Genomic DNA, 25,198 nt, shown 5'->3' with positions numbered 1-25,198 from the left:
GAAGATGTGCCGCGCGCCCGTGCTGGGTGGTTGGGCTCAGGTGCCCCACTGGATAAAGGGCACCTTGGCAAAAAGAGCTCTTTCCTGCCCCCGAGGATCCTCCTCAACGCGAACAGTGTCGCTGAAGATCAGTGTGGCGCGGTCTGGCAGGGCATGTGCCGGCCAGTGCGGCAGGCCCGAGTGATTGGGGTTTCCATGGCGGGCGAGAGAGATGAACGCGCCGGCCAGCTGCCGGGAAATCGCTTGAGCGGACGGCGCTTTTCCGGGCATGGCGCCTTGCCGGTCCAGATTGAGGAAAGCATAGCCGATATCCACGGCATGCGGCGCGCCCCATCTTTCGTCATCCGCCGTCCAGGGCAGGTCAAACCGGTAAACCCAGGTTGGGCTGCCTTCACGCGCCCTGGCATCTGCCTCCTCTACCTGCCCGCGCCAGGAACGCGCAGCGGTCGTCGCAGCAAAGAAAATATCCGTAGGCGTATGCTCCGGATAAAACCCCCGATACGCTTGCACCACCTCATCAGCATCGATATCGCATCGCATGTGACGGGTGAGGGCGGCGGGCAGATCTTCCCAGCCCAGCTCAAAATATTCCGGCTGGCTCCGTCCGATCAGGTTGCGTGTTTCGTCATGAGTGTTACCAAGGATTATGGGAATGGCGGCCGATTGGGCTGGCGCATCCGGCCAGAAGGGATGGCGTGTCAGCAGACGCCCATCCAGAACGGGACCAAAATACACCGAGAACTCTCTGTTGACCGGATCTTCCGTGTCGAGCGCTTCCACAAGCTTTTCCGGAGCCATCGCGCGCAATGCGGCCACATCACCCGGAGCAATGCCCAGCCGCGCAAGAAAGGCTTCGGCGCGCTTCCTGGCATTGATCGGGCCGGAAGCGGTGACCTGTTGCCCGCTCATTGTGGCAGCGGAATGGAATAATTCCTTGGCGGCCGGCGCGGCCATGAGGGTAGCAATTTTTGCTCCGCCTCCGGATTGACCGAACACCATGATCCGGGCTGGATCGCCTCCAAACGCCTCGGCATTGTCGCGCACCCATTCCAGCGCCGCAATTATATCCCACTGCCCGGCATTCCCGGAATCCGGAAAGGCCTCGGGCATCAGCTTTCCGAGAGAAAGATAGCCGAAAGCGTTCAGGCGATGATTGATCGTGATAACCACGACATCCCCGTGGGCCGCCAACCGGGCGCCATCATAAAGCGCATCGGAGCCCGAACCGGCGTTATACGCGCCCCCATGAATGTAGACCATCACCGGCCGCTGCGCCCCTCTGCGGGCTTCCGGTGTCCACACATTCAGGAAAAGACAGTCCTCAGACTGATTTGGTTCATTGCCGCGTTGAGGCGAAGCGGCGCCATAGGCAACGGTACGCAGGACCTCTTTCCAGGGCTCAGGCCGCCGGGGCTTTGCAAACCGTGTGAGGGCCGTATCGGCGCCATACCGGATCCCGCGAAACACGGCCACGCCGCCTTCATGAGTACCTGAAACGGGGCCATTGGAAGTCAGTACGACCGGATCTTCCCCGCCGCCGGCCCGCGCCGCCAGCGCCAGCCCGGTACTGCCCATGGCCGCGAGTACGCTGCGGCGGTTCAAATATATGTTCCGGTCCGCCATCCGCCGTCTCCCTCAGCGCGGTCTGAAGTGCCGCGTCGAGCGCAAAAATGACACCGGTATCAAATGGGGTCAAGCTTAGAAGCGATTGCGGAAAAACTGCCCCTCGCCCCGGCCTGCGCCCTATTCGGCGGCGACCATCGCGCCCGCGTCATCCTTGCGAACGGCGCGGCGGATCACGTCGAAATAGTCCCGCGAGAGGCAATCGACGCCCTCATAATAGCCGCGCGCGGCCAGCAGCGTGTGCAGCTTGCGCAGATTATAGGGCGGGATGTGCGCGAAGAGGTGATGCTCCAGATGGAAGTTCACATTGTTGGGCGCCACGAAAACACGCTGCCAGAAGGGGGCGAGCGTGGTTCCGGTATTCAAGCGCGCGTCGCGGCTGGTGCGGTCCAGCGCGGTGCCATGCTCGCCAATCTGGCGCAGGCGCACGATGGCCGGATAAACGAAAATCTCCGCCGCCCACCACATCAGATACGCCCAGGGCGCCCCTGCCAGTGTCAGCGTGCCGAGCAGCAGCACATGAAACGCAAGCCACGGCCAGTTCCGCGACAGCTTGAAACTGCGGATCTTGCGCAGCGTATCGCGGTATCCCGTCTGACCGGTGAGATCGCGCACGAATTTGCGGCGCAGGCTTTCGGCCGGCACAGGATAGTTCTTTACAAAGATGATGTCGGGATCTTCCGGCGTGCCCGCATGCTGGTGATGCTTCAGATGGTAGGCGCGGTAAGCGGCCAGCGAAATGTTCATCGGCGCGCCAACGATCCAGTGGCCGACAAACTCGTCCACAGCCTTGCTCTTGAAGAAGGCGTGGTGGGCACAGTCATGATTGATGATGCCGAGGCCCAGCTGGCGCCCGCCCAGGATGAGGATGCCCAGGAGGATCGTGAAGGGGTTTGGCCAGACGATGGCGATGGCAAATGCCGCCACGATCAGCCCCCAGTTCCACACCAGCGTGGCCGCTGCCTTCAGGTCAGATTTCTGGCGCAGCGCATTCAGGTCGTCTTTTGACAGGACGTCGGAAATCTTGGCTAAAGACTGCATGCACTGCCTCCCATTATGTGTTCTGAAACACTTATTACCTAAAATGACGCAATGAGTCAATTCTCGTATCATTTCGCGCCCCTGCCCCCGGAGGCCCTGTCGGCCCGCGCGCTTATCCTGTCGCTGATCGCCAGCATTGGCACCGGCCGGCAGATGATTGCCGGGCTGATCCATGCTGGCGCGTTGTTCGGCATTGAACCGGCCACCATACGGGTCGCGGCCACGCGGCTGTTGAAAGAGGGCCTGCTGGAAAGCCCCGAGCGCGGCCTCTACGTGCCCGGCCCCAGGGCGCAGGCGCTGACCCGTCGGGTGCAGCAATGGCGGGACGTGGCGGGCAAGATGGTGCCCTGGAATGGCGACTGGCTGGTGGCGATGACCCATCCGCTGGGCCGCCGGGACCGCAAGCAGCTGCGCAACCGCGAACGGGCGCTTGCGCTGTTCGGGTATCAGGCGGCGGAGGCGGGCCTCTGGGTGCGCCCGGCAAACCTCGCCCGCGCCCTGCCCGATCACCAGCAGGATCTGACCGGCATCGGCGCCGACGAAACCATGCCGATTCTGCGGGTTACCGAAATGACGGCGCCGGGCCTGCAGGACTGGGCCGGGCTCTGGTCTGCGGCAGACCTGGAACAATCCTATCAGGCTGCCCTCCGTGCCATGACGGAAAGCCTTGAGCGCCTCCCCCGCCTCAGCCTGGCGGATGCGGCGCGGGAGACCTTGCTGACAGGCCAGGCGGTGATCCGGGCGATCAACTTCGATCCGCTGCTACCGCCCGAACTCGGCAATCAGAAACTGTTCCTGGAGATGGTGGAGGCGATGGGCGTCTATAATGAGCGCGGGCAGAAATGCTGGCGGGCCTACAATGCCGCGGTGCCGTCGGAGGCCTGAACACCTGGGGCGCCGGCTGTGCCAGCATGAGACATTCCAAGGCAGGCACCGACTAGGCGCTGGGAACTTCGTTTGACTTCCGGGCACAAGAGGCGCATAGGGCCGCTTGTTAAGGTGGCAAAGCTGCCTGGTCGGGTCTGCGTGAGCGAGCAAGTCAGAGCAATCTGAAACGTTCCAGACCCTTCCTTAGAGACAATTCACCCCACGTCCTGAATCACGCCGGGCCGTTAATTGCCCCCCACGCTGGCTGCCGCATGTGCAGTTCCGGCGGCTTTCTGACGAAAGACTTCATGTCCGATTTCCAATCTCTCGGCCTCACCGGCCGAATCCTCACGGCGCTGACCAAAGCTGGCTATACTGCGCCGACCCCCATTCAAGCCCAATCCATCCCGCTCGTCATTCAGGGCCGCGACATTGTCGGCCTTGCCCAGACCGGCACCGGCAAGACACTGGCCTTCGCCGCGCCGATCCTTGACCGCCTCAGCCGCAATGCCGGCCCGGCGCCCGTGCGCGGTGCCCGCGTTCTGGTGCTGGCGCCCACCCGCGAACTGGCTGGCCAGATCGCCAAATCCTTCGAGACCTATGGTGCGGGGCTGAACCTCCGTATCGTGATGGTCTGCGGCGGCGCCAAGATCGGCGGCCAGATCCGCCAGTTGGAGCGCGGCGCGCATGTGCTGGTGGCCACCCCCGGCCGCCTGATCGACCTGATGGAACAGCGCGCTGTATCGCTCGACAAGGTGGACACCCTGATTCTCGACGAAGCCGACCAGATGCTGGACCTCGGCTTCATCCACGCTCTGCGCGCCATTGCCAAGAACGTGCCTTCCAAACGTCAGACGCTATTCTTCTCGGCCACCATGCCGAAAGCCGTCGAATCGCTGGCCGCGACCTTCCTGCGCAATCCGGCAGAGGTTTCTGTCACCCCGCCGGCTACGACCGCTGGCCGTATCGAGCAGCAGATCTGCTTCGTCGAGCAGGCTGAAAAGCTCTCCCTGCTGGTCGAAAAGATCCGTGACCCGGCCCTGCGCTCGGCGATCGTCTTTACCCGCACCAAGCATGGCGCAGACGGCGTGGTGAAACGCCTGGCCAAGGCAGATATCGACTCCGTCGCCATTCACGGCAACAAGAGCCAGGCGCAGCGCCAGAAAGCGCTGGACGCATTCAAGGCCGGTCGCGTGCCGATCCTGATTGCAACCGACATTGCGGCCCGCGGCATTCACGTCGACGGGCTCACCCATGTGATCAACTATGACCTCCCGGATGTACCCGAACAGTTCGTACACCGCATCGGCCGCACGGCCCGCGCCGGCAATTCCGGTGTGGCCATTTCTTTCTGTTCGAAGGATGAGCGCCCGACGCTGCGGGCCATCGAGAAGCTGACCGGCCTGAAGCTTGCCCCCGGCGGCATGAGCCTGCCGGACGAGCCGCTTCGCAAGCCGGGCAAGCCGCAGGGCAATCGTTCCGGCAATGGTGGGGGCCGTGGTGGCGCCCGCAGCGGCGGACATCAGGGCGGCCAGTCGTCTGGTTCGCAATCAGGTGGCGGCCGGCCTCATCGCAAAGGCCCGCCCGGCGGCGGCGCCAACGCTTCCGGCCAGCAATCCCAGCGCTCCTCCAAGGGCGCGGCCCGTCCCCGCCGTTTCAAGGAACGCGCAGACGCCTGATCGCCTTCGCCGATCAGAATTGATCCGGCAGAAATAAAAAACAGCCCCGGCAGCGATGCCGGGGCTGTTTGTTTTCCGGGAAACCGGATTATCGAACTTAGAATTTCCAGCCGAGATCGATGCCATAGGTAAGCGGCTCGGACGCATAGGCCGAGAAAGAACCTGCGGTGGTGGCACGGTAGTATTTCTCGTCGCCCAGGTTCTTGCCCCAGAGCGCAACAGACCAACCTTGAGCCGACTCATACTTCACGCGGGCGTTCATCAGGGTCGGGATTTCACTCAGGGCATGCGCCGGATGGTTCGCCACGAGGCTCCAGGAATCATCCTCGAAGGCGACATCGCCCGAGAAGATGAGTTCGCCGTTGTAGAACGGCATCGTGTAGAGCGCGCCAATCGTTGCCTTGTATTCCGGCGCGTTCTTCAGCTGGAGGCCGAGAGCGCAGGCAATGATCTGGGCGTTGTCGGATGCCACCGTGCCAGCCGGGCAACCTGCCCCGTTGTTTGTGAGGCCGCGTGCCTGATCACCGGTCATGTCGGTGTATTCCGCGCTGAGCAGGCCGAGGTTGCCGTTCAGCTGGAAGCTGTCGGTAACCTGCCACACGCCTTCAACCTCAAGACCCATGATCTCGGTTTCGTCGACATTGAAGCGGGTGAAGCCAAGGCCCGGAACGGTCGCGCCGATCTGGAGGCCTTCATACTTGTTGAAGAAGGCAGCCGTGTTGAGGCGAACCTTATTGTCGAAGAGGTCGGTCTTCAGACCTGCCTCGAAGGAGTCGAGGGTTTCTTCGTCAACGCGCAGGAAGATCGCCGTTGCACTGAACGCATCCGGAGACCAGCCGCCGGATTTGAAGCCGGTGGAGTATTTGGCGTAGCCGAGCACCGAGTCATTGAAGCGATAGTCAGCGCCGATGGTGTAGCTGACATTGTCGAAGTCCGCGCTGTCAGTCCGGTTGAAGCCCAGCGTCCGGTTGATGCCGTAGAAGTCTTTCGATTCCGACGTTACACGCACGCCGCCCGTCAGGCTGAGCGCGTCGGTAAGCGCGTAAGTGCCCTGGCCGAACACGGCGTAGGAGGTGGTTTCCGCAGTGACCGAGTGCGGGAACACGAAGATCGATTCAAGGTTCAGATCTTCATTGAAGTAGAAGGCGCCGAGCAACCAATCGAGCGTATCGCCAGACTTGCCCAGGGTGAATTCCTGGCTGGTCTGAGACTGGCTCGTCTGCTGGCTGTAGGGAGAGCCGATGCGGGTGACGAGATTATCATCCAGCTCGCGATAGGCGGAGATCGAGGTGAAATCGAGACCGGCGAGATCGCCCTTCACCGTTGCCGAAATGCCTGACGATTTGGAGCGCTGATCGTAGCCGACGAAACAGCCGATGGCCGTTGAGGTCGGCGTACAGGTGACACCTGGCAGCGGCTCGATGGTGAACAGGTCGCCATCAGCGTCAAAGCCAGGCGCAGCAGAATCCGGGATCGGGTCCGAACGGTCAAGCGTCTGGTCAGCCGCCACGAGCAGCGACCATTCGGGCGAAAACTCCGTGTAGAAGCTGCCGCGCATCGCCATGATATGCGTGCGGCCGACGCCGTCGCGGCGCTGATCGGCGAGCGGGCCGTTCGGAATCACGTCATGGAAACCGTCACGCTCCCGCAGAAGACCCGTCAGGCGGAAAGCGGAATTTTCACCCACCTGAAGGTTCGCGGTGCCGCGCACATCAAAGCGGCCATTGTTGCCAACGGTCGTGCGGACATCGCCGGAATTGTTGAACTGCGGTTTTACCGAAGTCAGTTTGACAGCGCCGCCAATGGTGTTGCGGCCATAGAGCGTGCCCTGGGGACCGCGCAGCACCTCAATGCTGGAAAGATCAACCACGTCGAACAGCGAGCCAACCGAGCGGCCGACATATACGCCGTCGACATACACACCGACTGCCTGGTCAACCGCGCCGCGGCTCTCGTCTTCGCCCACGCCGCGCAGGAAGATGCGCGCGGCATTGGCGGTGCCGGTGTTTGTGGCCATGTTGATGTTGGGCACAACGGATTGCAGGTCGAGGAGATCGCCGATCTGCTTGTCCTCAAGCATTGCCGAATCGAGCGCCGTGACGGCGACAGGCACATCCTGCAGGTTTTCCTCGACCCGCTGCGCGGTGACGGTGATAGCGCCGAGACGGCGCGTGTCGGCATCAGCCGAGTCTGCTTCCTGTGCCACTGCCGGCAGCAGGCTGGCCCCCGAGAGCAGAACCGCAAGGCTCGCGCTCACCGAAAGTGAAGATCTGAAACGCATAGGGGTCCTCCCGAGCTACAGGCAGAGCCAACCTCCGCCTCCGCAAATGATATATCTTTTGCGGCACTCTGATTACAATATGTCCGGTCAAAGTCAATTTCCTTCATGACAGAAATTGCACGGTCTTGAGGCGCGTGTGCCCATTCCTGAAGCGCTTTAGGTCTGGCAGTTGTCAGGGCAGGTTTAAAAATCTCCGCGCGCATGCCAGCCTCCCACAGGAAAATCCGGTCTGGCGCTCGACGCAAAGAAAAGGATATATCATTTGAAGATCACCCATTTTCCCAGCGAGGATCCTTGTCCATGAGCGGCTATCCCACCGAACCCACCATGATCCGGTCGGACAAGACCGCCCGAGAGATCTTCGAGGAAACGCTGGCAAATCCGGCGCGCGCAAAATTCGGCTTCGGCGAAAAGATCGCCATCGTGAACGTTGATCCGCAGAAGGCCTATACGCGACCGGACCTTTTCCCGAAAACGGCCTACATCACCGATCCCAACCAGGTGACTTATATAAATGACATCTCCAGCGCCGCGCGGGCCAAGGGTCTGCCGGTCGTGTGGACACATGTTGCCTATATGGAAAATGCCGCCGATGCCGGCGTCTGGGGCACACGGACGAACACGCCCGATTCGCTGCAGAACATTAAATATGGATCCGACCGCCATGCGTTTGACGACCGGCTGACCATCGATGAGAAGGTCGATGCCGTTTACACCAAGCGCATGCCGAGCGCCTTCTTCGAAACGCCGCTTCAGAGCTTCCTTACCTGGCACAAGGTGGATACGGTCATCGTGACGGGCGGCTCCACATCCGGCTGCATCCGCGCCACAGCCGTAGACGCGCTCAGCCGGGGCTACCGCGCCATTGTTCCCATCGAATGCGTGGCCGACAAGCATGAAAGCTACCACTTCGCAAACCTCACCGACCTGCTCATCAAATATGCCGATGTGGTTCCCGTCGCCGAAGTGAAAGCCTGGATTGAAGGATACAAGGGATGACGCATTCCGATCCCAATCTCTATGATTTCTGGCCCTATGAGGGCAGGCCGCAGATCCGGTGGCCGGGCGGAAAGAAACTCGCCTTCTGGATTGCGCCGAACATAGAGTATTACGAGTTCGATCCACCCGCGAATCCTTCACGGGCACCCTGGCCACGTCCGAACCCGGACATTATCGGGTACTCTCAACGCGATTGGGGAAACCGGATCGGCCATTGGCGCCTGATGGACCTGTTGGACAAATATGGCATGCGCGGCTCGATCTCGCTGTCGATCGGGCTCATCGACCATCACCCGGAAATCATTGAAGCCTGTGTTGCGCGGAACTGGGAGTTCTTCAGCCACGGCATCTATAATACCCGCTATTCCTACGGCATGGACGAAGCCCAGGAGCGCGCGGTGCTGGAAGATTCAATCCGCTCTGTGGAGAAGGCCACCGGCCAGCGCATCCGCGGCTATCTCGCCCCGGCCCTCACCCATACCGAACGCACGCTGGACCTGATCGCCGAGCATGATTTCTGGTATTCCTGTGATCTCTTCCAGGATGACCAGCCCCAGCCGCTGAAGACGAAAACCGGCAAGCTCGTCTCGATGCCCTATTCTCTGGAAGTGAATGACGTAATCACCTATTCCGTACAGGGATGGAGCCCGCAACGTTACACTGACCTGCTGAAACGGCATTTTGATCAATTGCTGAAAGAGGGGGAACAATCCGGCACGGTGATGTGCATTCCGCTGCATGCCTATCTGGTCGGCCAGCCCCACCGCATCCGCATCTTCGAAGAAGCCCTGAAACACATCGCCGCCCACTCCGATGATGTGTGGATCACCACCGGCGCCGAAATCGCCGACCATTTCCGCACACATTACTGGGACCAGAGTATTGCCGACATCGCCGCCCGCGGCGCCGCTACAGGAGGAACCGGCTTTGCCCCTGCCCGCTGAATTTCTTGAATATCCCCACCGTGCCTATGGCATGGATCAGGACCGGTATGACTGGCAGCCCGCCGACCGGCGCGCGCCGCTGCATCTCAAGTCCGGCGCAAAGGCGATGGCTTTCATCACCATTCCGCTGGAATTCTTTCCGCTGGACCCGCCGGCCAAGCCCTTCAAGCATCCAGGCGCCATGGTTACGCCCTACCCGGACCTGCGCCATTATACGACGCGCGACTATGGCAACCGTGTCGGCGTCTACCGTCTGCTGAGAGAACTCGGCGCAGCCGGTGTGAAGGCCACCTTCGCGGTCAACGCCTCCGTGGCGGAGCGCTATGCACCGCTGATCGAGACCATCCGCACTGCGGGCCACGAGATTGCCGCACACGGCATATCAACCGCGCACATCCATCATGCGGGCCTCAGCGAAGATGAAGAGCGTGCGCTGGTGACGCAGACACGCGCCGTCCTGCCCGAAGCCATCACCTGGTTGAGCCCCGCGCGCAATCAGTCCTTCCGCACGCCGGACCTTGTTCGCGAAGCCGGCTTCACCATTTGCCTTGACTGGGAAAGCGACCAGCGCCCGCTCGACATGCGCACTGCTCACGGCCCGCTGACCTGCCTGCCCAACCATTATGAGCTGTCGGATTTCCTGATGCTGTCCACCCGCTCCCAGAGCGAGGAAGAATGGGCCGATCAGATCCTCGAAGCGGCCGCCCAAACCGTGGCAGAGCATGGCGCGCGCGGGGCGCAATGTTTCGGCTTCACGCTGACGCCCTATATCACCGGCCTGCCCTTCCGGATTGAAGCGGTTGCCCGTGCACTGACGGGACTGGCGGCTATGGAAGGGCTGGAGGTCGCAACGGCTTCCGAGGTTTCTGCCGCATTTGCCGAGACCAGCTCATGACGCGCCGCGGCCTGCTGATGGGCGCTGCTGCCACGTCGCTCCTGCCGTTCGCCGGCGGATCAAATGCCAATGCCGGGGAGGCTAAATCCATGCGCTATACCGCGCTCGCGCTGCAAACCGTCTGCGAGGCCGTCAATCAGGACAAGACGCCCGAAGCCTCTCACGCCCGGATGAAGGGCGCCATTGCCCGCGTCACCGGCCAGATCATGGCCTCGAAAAACTTCCTCAAGGGCTTCAATGGCTATGATCTGAAACTCGTCGTGCTGCCGGAATACTGGATGACCGGTTTCCCGATGGGCGAAACGCGCGAAAGCTGGCAAGCGAAGGCGGCCATCCCCATGGACGGCGCCTTTCCCGAAGCGCTGGCAAAAATGGCGCAGACGGCAGGCGTCTATCTGTGCTCGAACCATTACGAGACCGATCCGAACTTTCCTGAGCTCTATTTCCAGTCCAACGTCATCTATGGACCAACCGGCGAAACGCTCCTGCGCTATCGCCGCATGATCTCGCTTTACTCGCCTTCTCCCTATGATGTCTGGGAGAAGTATCTGGATATCTACGGCGCCGACGCCGTGTTCCCTGTGGTCGAAACCGAGATCGGCGCGCTGGCCACCATTGCCAGCGAGGAAATCCTCTACCCCGAGATCGCCCGCATGAGCGCGTTCAAGGGCGCCGAAATCCTGTTGCACCCGACCTCGGAAGTCGGCAGCCCCGGCCTCACGCCCAAGCATATCGCCAAAAAGGCGCGCGCCATCGAGAACATTGCCTATGTCGTCTCGGCTAACTCTGCCGGCATCACGGGCACGCCTGTCCCCGCCGCCTCCACCGATGGCATGTCCATCGTGCTCGACTGGTATGGCCGCACCCTGGCCGAAGCCGGCACGGGCGAGACGATGAACGCCAACGCCGTGCTTGATCTCACCGCCCTGCGCGAAACGCGCCGCAAGACCGGCATGACCAACACACTCTCTCGCCTGCCGCTGGCCGCCTTCGCTCCGGCCTATGCCGGAAACGAGATGGCCCCGGCCAATCGCACGCCGGATGGCAAGATGGTCCAGCGCGCCGACGCGCTTGCCCAGCAGCAGGCCGTGATTGACCGTCTCGTGTCCGCCGGTGTCCTGAAATGACCGGCACAGCACCCCCCTTCGTCAAGAAACCCGATGGCACCTGTTATCTCGTCATCTGCCGCGACGGCCCCGGCGCTGCCACGTTGCGCGCGCGGCATCTCGACGGTCACCTCGAACATGTAGAGCGCCACTGGACCCGCTACATCACCGCAGGCCCGTTCCGTGAACCGGGCGGCGACGCCCTTATCGGCTCCCTCTTCCTCGTGATGGGCACCGCGCTGGAGGAAGTGAAATCGCTGATGCAGGCTGATCCCTACATCACCTGCGGCATGTATGCCTCAGTCGAGTACAAGGAGTTCACCAACTCCATCGGCCAGTTCATCGGCGGCAAGATATGGGAAAGCCGCGAAGCCATCCGCCACCGCGCCGCCGGCGGCCCTCCGGATGATGTCTCGAAGGGCCTCAGCTGACGCTACTGGCCCCAGCCCGGCCCGCCTTCGCCCTTCTGCAGCCTGCGGACTTCCTCAAGGCTTTCCGGCGGCGCCAGCCACAGGGGCTTCTCTGCCTTCGCCCATTCCAGAAGTTCCGGCGGAAACTCCTCCGCCGAATCCACGCGCCAGCTCAGCAGATGATAGATGCCTTTGCCGCCCCCGGCCCAGGGCGGCAGATCACCCAGGCGCTGCCAGCTCATCTGATGGGGCTCGCTGACGCTGCCTTCGGGATGGATGAAGAAGTCGTAGTTCTCCCAGGCTTCATACTGGCCGCCGCTGGGCAGCGGGAAATTCAGGAAAAGCGGCGCGGTGAACGCCCAGCTGTCGCCGACCTTGCGCGCGATGATCCCGTCTTTCGATTCGATCTTCTGCACGCGCGGCTCCACGCCCTGCTCCACATCGGCAAAGATCAGCCCGTCTTTCATCCGGTAACGGATCACCTGATAGGGATAGGCAATCGGCACCACCTTCTGCCCGTTGAACTCTGTCAGGAACTCTCCAGTCACCGGGTCTGTATAGGTGAAGGTCTTGCGCGTCAGGTGGATCACCTCGCCCTCGCCTCCCTCCGGCCAGATCACGCGCGAGCTGTCAAAGCCCGTCATGCCGAGGATCTTCTCGCCCGAGGGATAGGCATAGACCGCTCCCTGTGACACCCAGTGGACCGGCGTGCCATTGCCTGCCCGCGCCGCGATCCAGAGGCGGAAGATGTCGTCCTCTGCCGAGGCCTCGGCTACGCTCACCACTTCCGGCGGTTCACCCGCCGAAGCACAAGCCACCAGGAAAAGCATGGCGCCGGAAACCAGATATCGAAGCATGAGCACCCCAAATGATATATCTTTTGTGAGGCTAGCGGAAATGTACCGCCATGCAACTCAAACCTTTTGATTCCCCCGAAAACCCTATGGTGCATTGCAAACACGGAACGCTCAGCCGATAAGTGGAGCAAATCATTCAACTTGTAACGGATACTCGCTCCATGGCGGCCGACTCGACCCTCAGCCTGACTGCCGATCTCATCGACGAGACGGCCGGCCCCCCGCTCTACCAACAGATTTATGACCTTCTGCGCGCCAAGATCGTCAGCGGCGAGTTGGGCCTCAACACCCGCCTGCCCGCCGAGCAGGAGCTTACCGAGATGCTCGGCGTCTCCCGCATCACGGTGAAGCGCGCGCTCAACGAACTGGCGGTCGCTGGTTTTGTCCGCCGCCAGCGCGGCATCGGCACAGTCATCACCTTCGACGCCGCCGCCCCCACCGTGAAGGGCAGCTTCGAAAACCTCATCGACGGCCTGACGCGCATGGGCGTTGAAACGCAGGTCCAGCTGCTGGACTGCACCATGGCCTCGGCCAGCCCTGCTATCTGTGACGCGCTGGAATTACCTCACGGCTCATCCGTGCAGCGCATCGTGCGCCTGCGCCGCCTGGGCGGAGAGCCCTTCTCGTACCTCATCACCTACATTCCCGAAGATGTGGCCGAGGGTTATTCTGAGGACGAGCTGGCCACCGAATCCCTGATCAAGCTGCTGGAAAAGGCCGGCCATGCCCCGGTCGAGGCGGAGCAGACAATCATGGCCGAGGCTGCCGAAGCGGCAGTTGCGGCAAATCTGGGCGTTGCGCCCGGCTCGCCGCTGCTGCGCATCCACCGCGTCATGCGCGACAAGAGCGGCCGCCCGGTTCAGGACATCACGGCCCACTACCGCGCTGACCGTTTTCAGTATCATATGCGCCTCACACGTAACACCGCACGCCAGAAAGACTGGAAAACAGACAGCTGAGCTTGCGTCCGGCGAAACTTCGCGCGATTAAAAGATATATCTTTTGATCTCCGGATACGCCGATGACCGAAATAGCGATCTTCACGCTGCTGCACCTTCTGGTGTTCGTTTACTGGCTGGGCGGCGATCTCGGCGCCTTTTACACCAGCCGCTTCCTCATCAAGCCGGGCATCAGCACCGACCGGCGCATGCTTGCCGCCAAAGTGGTCAATGATGTCGATATGGCGCCGCGCACGGCGCTCATTCTCGCTTTCCCCACAGGTCTGACGCTTGCCCATGTCAAAGGCTGGATCAGCCTGCCCCTGCCAGTGCTGGTCATTGTCTGGCTCGCCGCGCTCGGCTGGCTGGCCCTTGCCTGGACCATCCATATGAAACATGGCGCCGCCCCGGCGCTCTGGCGCAAGACAGACCTTGCCATCCGCTGGGCACTGATCACCGGTCTTGTCGCCGCCGCGCTGTGGAACATGGCCGGCGAGGGCAGCCTGCCCCTCTTCCTGTCGCTGAAGCTGCTGGCGCTGGCGGGTTGCACTGGCTTCGGCCTCTTCATCCGCTCGGTGCTGAAGCCGCTCGGTCCGGCCCTGATGGGGCTTTCCGGCCCGGACGCGCCAGCTGCCGAAGCCAGCCTCGCCGCAACCCTGAACCGCGCCCGCCCACTCGTCACCGGCATCTGGGCGCTGCTTGTCATCGCTGCCCTGCTCGCCCTCTTCAAACCCGTCTGATCCTCCCGGAGAACCGCCATGGATACCGCCACCGTCCCGCAGACCATCGCCGCCGTCCTGAAACAGATCCTGGGCGCGTCCGGCTACAGCGAGGATCTCGCCGCCCGCGAACTGTTCAGCCAGGACATCTGGGCCACGGGCGTCACCGCCGATTTCATCGCCACCCCGGACACCGTTGAACAGCTTCAGCAGACGGTTGCTGCCTGCCACCAGCACAATATTGCGCTCAACCCGCGCGGCGGCGGCATGTCCTACACCAGCAGCACAACACCGGATCGTCAGGGCGTCGGCATTCTGGATCTCTCCCGTCTCGACAAGATCGTGGAGATCAACAAGGACGACATGTATGTCACCGCGCAGGCAGGCGCTACCTGGAAACAGCTCTATGACGCGCTGAAGCCACTGGGCCTGCGCACGCCTTTCTGGGGGCCGCTCTCGGGCCTGAATTCCACCATTGGCGGCGGCCTTTCCCAGGGCAATGCAATCTTCGGCGCCGGCATCTATGGCACCACCGCTGACAGCGTAACCGGCCTGCTGGTCGTTCTGGCGGATGGAACGCCCGTGCGCACGGGCACTGGTGCCACGAAGGTCGGCAAGCCCTTCTGGCGCTATTACGGCCCGGACCTGACCGGGCTTTTCTGCGGCGATTCCGGCGCGCTCGGCTTCAAGGCCGAAATCACTTTCCGCCTCATTCCGTGGCCGGAGCATGAAGAGTGGGCAACCTTCGAATTTGTCACCCGCGATGCCTGCGCTGAGGCGATGGCCGCTGTCGCGCGGCAGAACCTCGCCTGCGAAGTTTTCGGCTTTGACCCCGCCCTCACCCGCGTGCGCCTGAAACGCGCCTCGCTCGCCGCAGACACGAAGACGCTCGCCAATGTGGTGAAGGCGCAAGGCAATCTGCTTAAGGGCCTTCAGGAAGGCGCCAAGATTGCCATGGCCGGACGCAACTTCATGGAGGCCGATAGCTGGAGCCTGCATTTCGTCGTTGAGGGCCGCTCGAAAGCTGGCGTCACCGAAGATATGAAACGCCTGAAGGCGGCTTGCGCAGCTGTGGGCGGAAAGGAGTCTGAAAACTCCATTCCGAAAATCGTCCGTGCAAACCCCTTCACGCCGCCAAACACCATCCTCGGCGCCGAAGGCGAACGCTGGGTGCCGGTGCACGGGATTGTGTCTCTTTCTGACGGGCCGAAAGTCTGGAAAGCTCTGGAAGACTATTTCGCCTCGCTTTCCGCCGAGTTTGAAAAATTCGAAATCCAGACCGGCTTCCTCATCAGCTCCCTGGGCACAACAGCCTATCTGATCGAGCCGGTTTTCATGTGGCCCGAAGAACTGCTCGCCATTCATGAAGACACTGTCGACCCCGCCCACCTCAAGAAGCTGAAACGCTTCCCGGCAAACCCGGCGGCAACCGCCGCCGTCGCAAAAGCGCGCCGCGGCGTGGTGGACCTTTTCGATTCCTATGGCGCCGCCCACTTCCAGATTGGCCGCTGCTATCCGTATTCGGAAGTTCTCAGCGACGCCTCACTGAACCTGCTCAAAGCTGTTAAGGCGGTTGTTGATCCCAAAGGCAATGTGAACCCTGGAGCCCTTGGCCTGTGACCTCTCTTACACTCCCCGTCCGCAACCCCAGAACCGGCGCGCAAGATTATGAGATCTCCGCTGCCGGCACGGCGGAAATCGCCGCCACGGCCGCGCGCCTGCGGACGGCGCAGAAGGCATGGGCCGCCCTCCCGCTCGCCGATCGGGGCGCCGCGCTGCTGCGTCTTGCCGACACGCTGGTAAAGCACCGCGCCGCCATCACGGCCGCCCTTGAGATCGACACCGGCCGCCGCCGGATCGCGGGCATGGAGCTTGACGGCGCCGTCGCCGCGCTGCGCGGCTGGGTTGCCCAGGCGCCCTACCTACTGCCAGACGGCTGGACGCAGGGCCGCGCCATGACCCACATTCGCCACGCGCCGCAATTCGTTCCGTATGCGCTGACGGGCGTCATCTCGCCCTGGAACTTCCCCCTTACCCTCTCGATGATCGACACCATACCAGCTCTGCTTGCAGGCTCGGCTGTCATCATCAAGCCCTCGGAAGTCACCCCCCGCTTTGAAGCCCCGATGATGGCCGCCATCGTGGATGCAGGCCTGGAAGATGTCCTCACCTTCGTCACCGGCGATGGCGCGACCGGCGCTGCGCTGATCGAGGCCGTCGATGTGATCTGCTTCACCGGCTCGGTTGCCACTGGCCGCAAGGTTGCCGCTGCGGCGGCCGCAAAGATGATCCCCGCCTTCCTGGAACTTGGCGGCAAGGACCCCCTCATCGTCACCGCCAGCGCGGATATTGAAAAGGCAACAGACGCGGCCCTGCGCGGCTCCGTTCTTTCCACTGGCCAGGCCTGCCAGTCCATCGAACGCATATACGTCGCCACAGAGATCCACGACGTGTTCCTGAAACGCCTCACCGAAAAAGCCGCCGCCGTCCGCCTCAACTGGCCGGACATCACCAGCGGCGACCTCGGCCCCATCATCTTCGACAAACAGGCCGCCATTCTCGCAGACCAGATTGAGGACGCAAAATCCAAAGGCGCCCGCATCCTCACCGGCGGCGAGATCGAAACCCATGGCGGCGGACTGTGGCTGCGCCCCACCGTCCTCACGAATGTCAGCCAGCAGATGAAGGTGATGACCGAGGAAACCTTCGGCCCTCTCCTGCCGGTCATCCCCTATGCGGCAACAGAAGACGCCATCGAGGCGGCCAATAACAGCGAATACGGCCTCTCCGCCGCCGTGTTTGCCGGCACGCTGGAGGAAGCCGAAGCCATCGCCGTGCAAATCGAGGCGGGCGCGATCAGTCTCAACGATGCCGCCCTGACCGGCCTATTCCACGAAGCGGAGAAGCATTCCTTCAAGCTCTCCGGCCTCGGCGGCAGCCGCATGGGCCCTGCCGGTTTTCAGCGCTTCTTGCGGCGTAAGGCGCTGATCGCTAACACCGGCGCGCCTGCCCCGCTTTCCGCCTTCGCTGAGGATGCCCAATGACCCTTCCGATCCGCCTCGACATTGCCGCCCCGCTTGCCGAAATCGTGCTCAACAAGCCTGAGCGCCGCAATGCCCTGTCGGTCGATATGTGGGCCGCCATCCCCAGCCTGGTGGCAGAGGCGAATGCGACCCCGGATGTGAAGCTGATCCTCCTGCACGGCGGCACAGCCGGCGCTTTCGCCGCCGGCGCAGACATCTCCGAATTCGAAACCATCTACGCAACCACTGACTCCGCCAAAGCGTCCGGACAGCGCATCGCCGATGCGCTCGACGCCATCGAGAACAGCGAAAAGCCGGTGATCGCCGCGATTGAAGGCGCCTGTGTCGGCGGGGGCGTCAGCCTCGCCATGGCCGCAGACCTGCGCGTGGCGGGCGCGGGCGCGAAGTTCGGCGTCACACCCGGCAAGCTCGGTCTGGTCTATCCCGCCGGCGACACGCGCCGCCTTCTCTCCGCCGTTGGCCCCGGCGCCACGAAAGACATTCTCTTTACCGGCCGCATCTTCGCCGCCGAGGAAGCAAAATCCCTTGGCCTGATTGATCGCCTCGTGGAAACCGGCACTGCCCTTGAAGCCGCCCGCACCTGGGCCGGCGAGATCGCCGCCATCTCGCAATGGTCGGTCCGCGCCACCAAGCGCATGATCCGTGGTCTGCAGAATGGCTGGACGGAGGAAACTCCGGAAGCGGAAAGCCTGTTCTTGAACGGCTTCTCGAACGAGGACTTCAAGGAAGGCTACAAAGCCTTCCTCGAGAAACGTCCCGCCAAATTCACCTATCGTTGAAGCGCCAGCGGCACGGGCGGGGCCCCAAACAAACGCTCCAACGTCTCGGCCACGTCCAGCACGCGGGCCTCGGCGCCCTTCGGCCCGATCACCTGCAATGACAGCGGCAGCCCCTGCGCGCTGAGCCCTGTGAACACGGCCGCTGCGGGCAAGCCCGCAAAGTTTGCCCATGCGGTAAAGTCCGCCTGATTCTCCGGCACGGGCGCGCCGAAGGGAAACGCGGTCTGCGCCGCCACCGGCGCGATTACCAGATCCTGCGCGGCAAACACCGCGCCCGCGGCTGCCTCAACGCTGCGGATATGCTCATACGCCGCTTCAATCTCCGCCTCGGGCCGCGCTGCGCCCCATGCCATCAGTTTACGGAAAAGTTTTGAAAACCTTTCCGGATTATCCGCGAGCTTCGCTGCATGAATTTCGCTCGCTTCCACTTCGGAGATAAGCAGCCCCGCGCGGCGGGACTTGCCATATTCATAGCCGGGCGGCTCGATCCGGCCCAGCACGGCGCCGGCCGCCGCGATCCTGCCAGCCGCCGCCGCGAATGCCTCCGCTACAACCGGGTCCATGCCGTCGCGGCCCTCCCCGTCCCAGATGGCGACGCGCAGGCCATTCAGCGCGCCCCGCCCGGCGGGATATTTCTGCCCCGTCATCACGCTCAGCGCGGCCCGGAGGCTCGCCACCTCCCGCGCATGCGGGCCAACGGTGTCGAGCGTGTGCGAGAGCGCCAGCACGCCTTCGTTCGGGACGAGCCCGGCGCCGGGCTTGATGCCTTGCGCCCCGCAATAAGCCGAAGGAATGCGCACAGACCCCATCGTATCGGAGCCCAGCGCCACATCGCACAGCGCTGCGGATACCGCCGCGCCTGATCCGCCAGACGATCCACCCGGCGTGTAGCCTTCCTTCCACGGATTTTGTGTCCGCCCGAAGGCTTCATTGTCTGTGGTCGCCCCAAGAGCGCCCTCATGCATGTTCACGATGCCGAGGATAACCGCCCCGCCGGCCCGCAGGCGGCGGATGACTTCGGCATCCTCCGGGGCGATCACATCCCGGTAAGCGCCAATGCCGGCATGATGGGGCAAGCCCTTCACGGCGATGTTTGCCTTCACCGCGAAACACCAGCCATCAATCGGCGACAGGGGCTTTCCGGCCTCATGGCGGGCCTGCGCCGCGCGCGCTTCTGTCTCCGCCTCGTCAAGACGGAGGTGAAGATAGGCATGGATCGCGCCGTCATGCCGGGCAATCCGCCCGGCATAATACTCGAACCGCTCGATCGGCGTCATTTGAAACGCTCGTCGATCAGGCGGATCGGCTTCTGGCGAACTTCCGTCTGCGTCAGCGACGCCAGTGTTCCCGGCGCGCTGAGTTCCACGCCGACATCAATGCCGATCTTCTGTTTCAGAAGTGCCCGGAAACGCTCGGCAACCGCTTCGCCCGCATCCCCGCTGACTTCCGCCGCCACGATGAACTCGTCCCGGCCGCTGTCGTCGCGCTTTGCCTTGCAGATGAACTCGCCGGCAAATGCCTTGTCCTCTTCGAGTATAGGCCCCATCGCCTGCGGGAAGATGTTGATGCCGCGGATCTTCACCATATTGTCGGAGCGGCCGAGGAAGCCCTCAATCCGCTGGAAGTTGATCCCCAGGCTCGACTGGCCCATGCGCAGGCGCGTCACGTCATGCGTATTGAAGCGGATGATCGGATAGATATCATCCTTGAACAGACAGGTGCAGATCATGTCGCCTTCAGCGCCCTCGGCCACAGGTTTTCCCGTATCGATATCGCCGATCTCCAGGAACTGCGCGTCCTCCATCACATAGAGACCGTCCCGGTCCGGACCTTCCCCGGCAATACAGCCGGTGTCGCCCACACCATACCAGTCAAAACACGCCGCGCCGCCCCATGCCTGCGACAGCGTATCCTTGTCCTCGCGGCCAAGGTGGCCGGAAATCATGCGAATCTTGAGATCCTTCACCGGATCAATGCCTTGCTCTGCGGCCACGCGCGCAAGCTTCTTGATATAGTCGGCGAAGCCCACGATCACGGTCGCGCCGAAATCCTTCATTAGCTGCACCTGCTTGATCGAAGGCGTCTCAACGCCCGTGCCGGCAGACATGAACAGCGCGCTCGTCCAGTGCGTCACCGCCTCGCGGACATAGTGACCGCCATTGATCATGCCATGCCCGTAAACGGAGTGAACCACATCATCCGGACGCAGGCCCTGAAAGCGATAGAGGCGGCCCAGCAGGAGGTTCTGCACTTCGCGCGACTTAGCACCGAACAGCAGCACCTGCGGCGTGCCGGTCGTGCCAGAGGTTGTGTGCATGATGGTCGGCGGGCGCTCGCCCAGCCCATAGGCTTCAAACCCGGCAAAATCACCCAGCGGAGGATTGCGCGCAATCGACTCCATGATGTCGCTCTTGTCGAAGCTTGGAATCAACGGAAGCGATTCCAGCCCCTTGATATCACCCGGTTGGATGCCGGCTTTGCCCCAGTGATGCTGATAGAATTTCGTCTTCCAGGCCCGGTCCACCAGACGCTTGAACAGTTTTTCCTGATGCGCGCGGATTTCGTCGCGGCTTTTCTTGGCAAAGGCGATGAAGGCGTCGCCGGTGGGATGCTCTTCCTGCATCTTCGTCCAGTCGACCGCATTGAAGTAAGTATTGTGTCCATCCGTCATCGGATCACTCCATTATACCAGATGCGAGGCGGGAAAGCCGTCCGGCATCATCCAGATTTTCAAGACCGTTCACGGCGGCGATGATCGCCGCCTCTATATCCTCACGGGCCGTTCCGAAGCCAAAGGCACAGCATTCGCGGAACTTCGCCTCATTCTGCGCAGGGGTCAGGGGATCGGCGGGCGCTCCGAAAAGGGAATTGATCGTGAACTCGCGCGCTTCGCCCGTCATCAGCCGTATGCGGAGAACCTGCGGGGTGAAGGCCGCCGGGTTGAGCTGGCCATCATCGATAACCTCGATCTTCGCGCCAAGCGCTGCCACATCTGCCCGCGCCAGCGCCTCTGAGGAAAAATCCTTCAGGCCCACATGCCCGTCGATCAGGGTCAGCGCGCCGGAATACTGATAGCAGAGGCGGGCATAGCTGGCCGTCATGCCCGCCTGCGCCGGGCGGCCCACCAGGCGCTTGATCAGCGGCGGCGCGGTCAGGACAATTGATGCAATCTCCTCAGGCCAGATGCCTGCGGCCTTCGCCTGCTTGGCCAGCACGATCCCGCCCTGCGCGGCGCGTCCCGTTGGAAAGGGCTTGTGGCTGACTTCCGCGATCCGAAACACACTGCCAAGCGCGGCCACCACCGGCGCTGCGTCAAATCCGTCTTCGAACAAAGTCAGGTATCCGAACGGCCCCTCAATACTGTCCTGCGCCGCTTCCATGCCGGCGGCGGCCAGGTCGCATGCCATCACCGCGCTACGGGCTGCATTGGCAATCTGCACCGGCAGGGCTGGCTTGCCCTCCGTATGCGCCTGCATCGTGCCTGACGCGAAAGAGAGCGCGTAGCCGAGCGCGTTGCGCGCCTCGCCTTCCGAAAGCCCCCGCAACCGGGCAACTCCCAGCGTCGCGCCAAAGACCCCCGCCGTGGCGGGGCGGAAGAATTTCAGCGGCGTCTTCGCGGCCATGCCCAGCCCCGTGGCCACATCAACCGCCGCAGCAATCGCCGCGCCCAGTTCGGCGCCCGTCACATCGCCTTCCCGGTCGCAGGTGGCCATCAGCGCGGCAAGAATGGTCGCCATCGGGTGAACCACGGCGGGTTCGTGCACGCAGTCGAATTCCTGGCAGTGGATCTGGAACCCGTTGATGAAGGCCGCATTCGCCGCGCTCGTCCGGTAGCTGCCCTGGCCCCACACATTCGCGTCGCCGGCCCCCGCCCAGGCCAGCGCAGCCTGGCGCACCTGCGCCGTCAGCGGCGCTCCAGCGCCGGCGATACCCACGCCCAGGCTGTCGAGCAGAAAGGTCTTCACCGCCTCTTGCGCCTCTCCCGGGATGGCATCCCAGCGCAGCCCAAGGGCATGGCTCACAAAGGCATCTGCTGCGCCGCTCATGACAGCACCTTGCCAATCAGGCCCGCAAGCCCGGGCGAGGCCGTCTCCGCTGCCACCCTTAGCGCCTCGGCCTCATCCTCGCCAAGGCCACCGGCCACGAACAGCGCCCGAGCCTTGTCCCGCAGCTGATCCAATCCGACCGGGTTCTCCGGGTCGCCCAGGGCGTCCGGAACTGTCTCGGTCTGTCCGGCAAAGGTCACCGAGGCGCCGAACCGTGACGGGTAATTGTCCTGAAATGTCCGATTTTGTCCAACTTTGACACGTTTGCGCAGCGCCGCGAGCACCGGGTCAGCCACCGCCTCCAGGCTGAAATCCTCCAGCTTCGGGCGTCCACGCGCCATCACGACCGCCACCGAATGCTGCAGCGAAAATTTCGCCTCGATCACCGTTCCCGGTTCCGGCTTGTCGCAGAATGTCAGCGCATCGCGATAGGTTTCAACGAGGATATCGCCGCCCTTCTCCAGCACATCCACACGCTCACGCAGCCTCAGCGCCGCATCAATGGTGGCATGGGCATGGCGGCAGGCCGGCCAGGGCTTGAAGCTCACATCATGAATGCGCCAGCCAGCGTCTCCTGCAATAACAGCGGCTGGATCAGCGCCGGGGCACATCGCCGCAAAGAAGCCCTGCGGCCCTTCCAGGATTGTCAGCGGCCCCTTGAATCCCGCCGCCGCCAGCCGCGCCGCATCCAGCCCGGCCCGCGCTGAAACCGCCGTGTGCAATTGCTTGCCCATACTGGCTGGCTCATGCCGTGTCTGCCAAAGCCCCGCCGATTGACTGATCGCCAGCGCGAGCGCGTGGGCCGTGGTTGCCCGGTCAAGGCCCAGCAGGCTTGCGCACGCTGCGGCCGCCCCGACAGCTCCGCAGGTGCCCGTATTATGCCACAGCGCGTAATGTCCCGGCCCCACCGCCCGGCCGAGCCGGATCGTCGCCTCATAGCCCCGCACGATGGCATCCAGCAGCGCGCCGCCGGAAAGGTTTTTCTCGATGGCAAGCGACAATGCCGCCGGAATGATGCTCGGACCGGGATGGAGAAGCGCGCGTTTGTCGACATCATCCATCTCGAGAATGTTGCCAAGCCCGCCCCAGGCAAAAGCCCGTGCGCCTGCGCCGGCCTCCATCTGCGACAGGAGTATCCTGCCCGCCACTTCAGCGCGCCCGGCAACCGCACATCCCACCCAATCGAGCAGGTGCAGGCATGTGCGCGCCCGGTCTTCCTCTCCGACAGGCGCGTCAAGCAGGCCGGCAAGCGCCTCCACGAGGGTCAGGGAAGCCTGAAAATCGGGAAAAGTTTGTCCGGACATATGGATTGTCTACATGAGCCTTTCGCAAACGAAAACTGCTTTTGGTATCCTCGCGGAATTTATTTGATATATCTATTGCATTCTCGCCTGTTGTGCACAGATCGGATGCGGTCAGCCACTGATTTTCGCGGCTTGCGGTCTCGCATTGGGCGCGTTCTGTCCAAATTTACTGATTGTTACGGGATTGCCGTCCTGCAGTGGACTGGCCATTACTGGTTGACGTTGAAGACAAGGAGAGGGCGTTGAACACGATACAGCCCCGTTACAGACAGATCGCCGATGAACTTCGCCTGCTCATTGCATCAGGCACGCTCAAACCCGGGGATGCCCTGCCGACGGAAATGGAGTTGTGCGAGGTCAAGGACATCTCCCGGCATACAGCACGCGAAGCGCTGCGCATCCTGACCGAAGATGGCCTGATCGCCCGCCGCCGCGGCGCCGGTACGGTGGTCACCGCGCCGCCTGCCCCGGCCTTTGCCCAACCGATTGGCGATTTCGAGTCGATCCTCCAATATGCCCGCGACGCCGTTTTCATTCCCGAGCGCACCCGCCCGGCGAGCGCTGCCGATCTCAAGCGCATGGGTGTCGAGGGAGACTATATCGTCTATACGGGCCTGCGCCGGGCCACCGGCGAAGCCCCGCTGGCCATCACCACGATCCTCGTGCTCCGTCAGCTTGCCCCGCCGCTGGAAGAAGTGAACCAGTTACAGGGCTCCATCTCCGAATGGATCGAGGGCGCGCATGGCGCCTCGGTGTCAAATGTCATTCAACGGATGGAAGCGGTCGCCCTCGGCAAGGGCGATGCCGCCCGCCTCGGTGTCGCTGCCGGCTCTCCGGCCCTGCGCACGCTGCGCCGCTATGCCGATACGGCCGGCCGCACGATCCTCGTCTCCGAAAGTCTACATCCTGCAGGCCGCTTCGCCTATGAAATGAAGCTGACTCGGCAGAGAAAATAGGCGTCAGACCACACGCGATTCTTCGCAGAGCGTGCGGCGATAGATCTGGCCGTCCTTGAACCAGTGCCATGTGCGGGCCCGGTGCTTGCCCCCTTCGCCCATGATGATGAGTTCGACAAAATAGGCGCCCGGTTCATCCTTGCGGATCAGGTTCAGCATCAGGTGACCGCCCTCAGTCTCCCAGCTGCGGCCATGGAATGTCGGGGAATCATAAAAAAGATGGTCACCCCGATCAAGGCCATCGAAACCCGCTTTGCTGTAAGCGCCTTCCGGCGTCCAGAGCTCCGTGGTCTGCCGGTAAATGACCCCATCCTTCTGCGGGAACTCGCAGGTGACGCGGGAGCGGAAGCGGCCCTCTTCCGTGCCGTCCACGGCCAGATGCCGATACTTCCCCTCCCAGATACCTTCATGCGCGAAATGGGCTGGAAAGCGTGTCATCAGATGGTTCCTTTCGCCCTCAGGGCTTCAATCTCCTCCGCGCTCAGCCCGGCCTCGCGTGCAATCTCCATCGAATGCTCGCCAAAGCTCGCCAGCTTCGGATTGGGTTGCGGCGGCTCCTTCGCAAAGCGGATCGGGGGGCCAACATGGCGGTTGCCATCGGCGTCGGTGAACACCATACCGCGCTCTGCCGTAAACGGATCATCGAACGCTTCCTTGAGATTGCGCACCGCCGCCCAGCAGCAGTCCACCGGCGCCAGGAACGCCTCCCA

At 62.8% G+C, this 25,198-nt stretch carries 22 protein-coding genes and 1 pseudogene; 13 read left to right on the top strand and 10 right to left on the bottom strand.

Features of this window, described 5'->3' with window-relative positions; translation table 11 throughout:
- Nucleotides 1-36: 36 nt before the first annotated feature.
- Both HPO_RS03025 and HPO_RS03020 read right to left on the bottom strand, forming a co-directional pair.
- Nucleotides 37-1,623 (bottom strand): carboxylesterase/lipase family protein, encoded by a 1,587-nt coding sequence (locus HPO_RS03025; RefSeq protein ID WP_035594350.1) that lies wholly within the window; start codon nucleotides 1,621-1,623, stop codon nucleotides 37-39.
- Between the two features lie 120 nt (nucleotides 1,624-1,743).
- The gene (locus tag HPO_RS03020; protein WP_035594348.1) at nucleotides 1,744-2,664 is read right to left on the bottom strand and encodes a fatty acid desaturase family protein; all 921 of its coding nucleotides are present in this window, start codon (nucleotides 2,662-2,664) and stop codon (nucleotides 1,744-1,746) included.
- Between the two features lie 51 nt (nucleotides 2,665-2,715).
- Here HPO_RS03020 and HPO_RS03015 point away from each other — a divergent pair, with 51 nt between their 5' ends.
- Together HPO_RS03015 and HPO_RS03010 are read left to right on the top strand one after the other, a co-directional pair.
- Entirely contained in the window at nucleotides 2,716-3,549 is an 834-nt protein-coding gene (locus tag HPO_RS03015) for a hypothetical protein (protein WP_241767853.1), read from the top strand.
- 290 nt (nucleotides 3,550-3,839) lie between these two features.
- Entirely contained in the window at nucleotides 3,840-5,210 is a 1,371-nt protein-coding gene (locus tag HPO_RS03010) for a DEAD/DEAH box helicase (protein ID WP_035594752.1), read from the top strand.
- A gap of 97 nt (nucleotides 5,211-5,307) precedes the next feature.
- On the opposite strand, the gene HPO_RS03005 is transcribed toward HPO_RS03010, so the two are convergent.
- Complete coding sequence (locus HPO_RS03005) at nucleotides 5,308-7,491, bottom strand: TonB-dependent receptor (RefSeq protein WP_035594345.1); 2,184 nt, start codon at nucleotides 7,489-7,491, stop codon at nucleotides 5,308-5,310.
- 327 nt (nucleotides 7,492-7,818) lie between these two features.
- Between HPO_RS03005 and HPO_RS03000 the strand changes: the two genes are divergently transcribed.
- Genes HPO_RS03000 through HPO_RS02980 form a run of 5 tightly spaced genes read left to right on the top strand, consistent with a single transcriptional unit; the run spans nucleotide 7,819 to nucleotide 11,866 of the window.
- Nucleotides 7,819-8,490, top strand: coding sequence for an isochorismatase family protein (locus HPO_RS03000; RefSeq protein WP_035594749.1), 672 nt, complete (start codon nucleotides 7,819-7,821; stop codon nucleotides 8,488-8,490).
- Nucleotides 8,487-9,434: a polysaccharide deacetylase family protein gene (locus HPO_RS02995; protein ID WP_035594344.1), complete on the top strand. Its 948-nt coding sequence runs from the start codon at nucleotides 8,487-8,489 to the stop codon at nucleotides 9,432-9,434. Before HPO_RS03000 ends, HPO_RS02995 begins: the two co-directional genes overlap by 4 nt.
- Nucleotides 9,418-10,329: a polysaccharide deacetylase family protein gene (locus HPO_RS02990; protein WP_035594341.1), complete on the top strand. Its 912-nt coding sequence runs from the start codon at nucleotides 9,418-9,420 to the stop codon at nucleotides 10,327-10,329. Before HPO_RS02995 ends, HPO_RS02990 begins: the two co-directional genes overlap by 17 nt.
- On the top strand, nucleotides 10,326-11,456 hold the full coding sequence (locus HPO_RS02985) for a nitrilase-related carbon-nitrogen hydrolase (protein WP_157532642.1): 1,131 nt from the start codon (nucleotides 10,326-10,328) through the stop codon (nucleotides 11,454-11,456). The genes HPO_RS02990 and HPO_RS02985 overlap by 4 nt, the downstream gene beginning before the upstream one ends.
- Nucleotides 11,453-11,866, top strand: a complete 414-nt coding sequence (locus HPO_RS02980) for a YciI family protein (protein WP_035594339.1) — start codon at nucleotides 11,453-11,455, stop codon at nucleotides 11,864-11,866. Before HPO_RS02985 ends, HPO_RS02980 begins: the two co-directional genes overlap by 4 nt.
- 2 nt (nucleotides 11,867-11,868) lie before the next feature.
- Here the strand turns inward: HPO_RS02980 and HPO_RS02975 are convergent, their stop codons facing one another.
- Nucleotides 11,869-12,702, bottom strand: coding sequence for a DUF1838 family protein (locus HPO_RS02975; RefSeq protein WP_035594336.1), 834 nt, complete (start codon nucleotides 12,700-12,702; stop codon nucleotides 11,869-11,871).
- Between the two features lie 161 nt (nucleotides 12,703-12,863).
- Here HPO_RS02975 and HPO_RS02970 point away from each other — a divergent pair, with 161 nt between their 5' ends.
- From HPO_RS02970 to HPO_RS02950, 5 genes are all read left to right on the top strand, one after another.
- Nucleotides 12,864-13,661, top strand: coding sequence for a GntR family transcriptional regulator (locus HPO_RS02970; RefSeq protein WP_035594334.1), 798 nt, complete (start codon nucleotides 12,864-12,866; stop codon nucleotides 13,659-13,661).
- A 62-nt stretch (nucleotides 13,662-13,723) separates the two neighbouring features.
- Nucleotides 13,724-14,380 carry a hypothetical protein gene (locus HPO_RS02965; protein WP_035594332.1) on the top strand — a complete coding sequence of 219 codons (657 nt, stop codon included), beginning with the start codon at nucleotides 13,724-13,726 and terminating at the stop codon, nucleotides 14,378-14,380.
- An 18-nt stretch (nucleotides 14,381-14,398) separates the two neighbouring features.
- Complete coding sequence (locus HPO_RS02960; RefSeq protein WP_035594329.1) at nucleotides 14,399-15,979, top strand: FAD-binding oxidoreductase; 1,581 nt, start codon at nucleotides 14,399-14,401, stop codon at nucleotides 15,977-15,979.
- Nucleotides 15,976-17,403, top strand: a complete 1,428-nt coding sequence (locus HPO_RS02955; protein WP_035594327.1) for an aldehyde dehydrogenase family protein — start codon at nucleotides 15,976-15,978, stop codon at nucleotides 17,401-17,403. Before HPO_RS02960 ends, HPO_RS02955 begins: the two co-directional genes overlap by 4 nt.
- Nucleotides 17,400-18,182 carry an enoyl-CoA hydratase/isomerase family protein gene (locus HPO_RS02950; protein WP_035594325.1) on the top strand — a complete coding sequence of 261 codons (783 nt, stop codon included), beginning with the start codon at nucleotides 17,400-17,402 and terminating at the stop codon, nucleotides 18,180-18,182. Before HPO_RS02955 ends, HPO_RS02950 begins: the two co-directional genes overlap by 4 nt.
- On the opposite strand, the gene HPO_RS02945 is transcribed toward HPO_RS02950, so the two are convergent.
- Genes HPO_RS02945 through HPO_RS02930 form a run of 4 tightly spaced genes read right to left on the bottom strand, consistent with a single transcriptional unit; the run spans nucleotide 18,173 to nucleotide 23,532 of the window.
- The gene (locus HPO_RS02945; protein ID WP_035594322.1) at nucleotides 18,173-19,459 is read right to left on the bottom strand and encodes an amidase; all 1,287 of its coding nucleotides are present in this window, start codon (nucleotides 19,457-19,459) and stop codon (nucleotides 18,173-18,175) included. The two genes, HPO_RS02950 and HPO_RS02945, sit on opposite strands and share 10 nt — an antisense overlap.
- Nucleotides 19,456-20,853 (bottom strand): phenylacetate--CoA ligase family protein, encoded by a 1,398-nt coding sequence (locus HPO_RS02940; protein ID WP_035594320.1) that lies wholly within the window; start codon nucleotides 20,851-20,853, stop codon nucleotides 19,456-19,458. The genes HPO_RS02945 and HPO_RS02940 overlap by 4 nt, the downstream gene beginning before the upstream one ends.
- 4 nt (nucleotides 20,854-20,857) lie before the next feature.
- Entirely contained in the window at nucleotides 20,858-22,228 is a 1,371-nt protein-coding gene (locus HPO_RS02935; RefSeq protein WP_035594317.1) for an MmgE/PrpD family protein, read from the bottom strand.
- Nucleotides 22,225-23,532 carry an MmgE/PrpD family protein gene (locus HPO_RS02930; RefSeq protein ID WP_035594315.1) on the bottom strand — a complete coding sequence of 436 codons (1,308 nt, stop codon included), beginning with the start codon at nucleotides 23,530-23,532 and terminating at the stop codon, nucleotides 22,225-22,227. The genes HPO_RS02935 and HPO_RS02930 overlap by 4 nt, the downstream gene beginning before the upstream one ends.
- Before the next feature lie 242 nt (nucleotides 23,533-23,774).
- On the opposite strand from HPO_RS02930, the gene HPO_RS02925 reads away from it, so the two are divergent.
- A complete protein-coding gene (locus HPO_RS02925) occupies nucleotides 23,775-24,488 on the top strand; it encodes a GntR family transcriptional regulator (RefSeq protein ID WP_035594313.1) in 714 nt (237 codons plus the stop codon).
- Nucleotides 24,489-24,491: 3 nt separating this feature from the next.
- Here the strand turns inward: HPO_RS02925 and HPO_RS02920 are convergent, their stop codons facing one another.
- Together HPO_RS02920 and HPO_RS20685 are read right to left on the bottom strand one after the other, a co-directional pair.
- Nucleotides 24,492-24,926, bottom strand: coding sequence for a hypothetical protein (locus tag HPO_RS02920; protein ID WP_035594311.1), 435 nt, complete (start codon nucleotides 24,924-24,926; stop codon nucleotides 24,492-24,494).
- A pseudogene (locus HPO_RS20685) lies at nucleotides 24,926-25,198 on the bottom strand (CoA transferase); the annotation flags it as partial. The gene HPO_RS02920 and the pseudogene HPO_RS20685, both read right to left, overlap by 1 nt.

It is taken from the genome of Hyphomonas polymorpha PS728 (assembly GCF_000685315.1).
In the GTDB taxonomy this organism is placed as follows: Bacteria; Pseudomonadota; Alphaproteobacteria; order Caulobacterales; family Hyphomonadaceae; genus Hyphomonas; species Hyphomonas polymorpha.
The sequence above is the reverse complement of the archived record's forward strand: the minus strand, read 5'-3'. Positions and strand labels throughout refer to the sequence as shown.

Excerpts from the sequence above, each read along its gene's own strand:
- HPO_RS03025 (WP_035594350.1), bottom strand. The coding sequence starts at position 1,623 with ATGGCGGACCGGAACATATATTTGAACCGCCGCAGCGTACTCGCGGCC.
- HPO_RS03010 (WP_035594752.1), top strand. The coding sequence starts at position 3,840 with ATGTCCGATTTCCAATCTCTCGGCCTCACCGGCCGAATCCTCACGGCG.
- HPO_RS02985 (WP_157532642.1), top strand. The coding sequence starts at position 10,326 with ATGACGCGCCGCGGCCTGCTGATGGGCGCTGCTGCCACGTCGCTCCTG.
- HPO_RS02975 (WP_035594336.1), bottom strand. The coding sequence starts at position 12,702 with ATGCTTCGATATCTGGTTTCCGGCGCCATGCTTTTCCTGGTGGCTTGT.
- HPO_RS02930 (WP_035594315.1), bottom strand. The coding sequence starts at position 23,532 with ATGTCCGGACAAACTTTTCCCGATTTTCAGGCTTCCCTGACCCTCGTG.
- HPO_RS02965 (WP_035594332.1), top strand. The coding sequence starts at position 13,724 with ATGACCGAAATAGCGATCTTCACGCTGCTGCACCTTCTGGTGTTCGTT.
- HPO_RS02945 (WP_035594322.1), bottom strand. The coding sequence starts at position 19,459 with ATGACGCCGATCGAGCGGTTCGAGTATTATGCCGGGCGGATTGCCCGG.
- HPO_RS02935 (WP_035594317.1), bottom strand. The coding sequence starts at position 22,228 with ATGAGCGGCGCAGCAGATGCCTTTGTGAGCCATGCCCTTGGGCTGCGC.
- HPO_RS02940 (WP_035594320.1), bottom strand. The coding sequence starts at position 20,853 with ATGACGGATGGACACAATACTTACTTCAATGCGGTCGACTGGACGAAG.
- HPO_RS03015 (WP_241767853.1), top strand. The coding sequence starts at position 2,716 with ATGAGTCAATTCTCGTATCATTTCGCGCCCCTGCCCCCGGAGGCCCTG.
- HPO_RS02950 (WP_035594325.1), top strand. The coding sequence starts at position 17,400 with ATGACCCTTCCGATCCGCCTCGACATTGCCGCCCCGCTTGCCGAAATC.
- HPO_RS02920 (WP_035594311.1), bottom strand. The coding sequence starts at position 24,926 with ATGACACGCTTTCCAGCCCATTTCGCGCATGAAGGTATCTGGGAGGGG.
- HPO_RS03000 (WP_035594749.1), top strand. The coding sequence starts at position 7,819 with ATGATCCGGTCGGACAAGACCGCCCGAGAGATCTTCGAGGAAACGCTG.
- HPO_RS02995 (WP_035594344.1), top strand. The coding sequence starts at position 8,487 with ATGACGCATTCCGATCCCAATCTCTATGATTTCTGGCCCTATGAGGGC.
- HPO_RS03005 (WP_035594345.1), bottom strand. The coding sequence starts at position 7,491 with ATGCGTTTCAGATCTTCACTTTCGGTGAGCGCGAGCCTTGCGGTTCTG.
- HPO_RS02980 (WP_035594339.1), top strand. The coding sequence starts at position 11,453 with ATGACCGGCACAGCACCCCCCTTCGTCAAGAAACCCGATGGCACCTGT.
- HPO_RS03020 (WP_035594348.1), bottom strand. The coding sequence starts at position 2,664 with ATGCAGTCTTTAGCCAAGATTTCCGACGTCCTGTCAAAAGACGACCTG.
- HPO_RS02970 (WP_035594334.1), top strand. The coding sequence starts at position 12,864 with ATGGCGGCCGACTCGACCCTCAGCCTGACTGCCGATCTCATCGACGAG.
- HPO_RS02960 (WP_035594329.1), top strand. The coding sequence starts at position 14,399 with ATGGATACCGCCACCGTCCCGCAGACCATCGCCGCCGTCCTGAAACAG.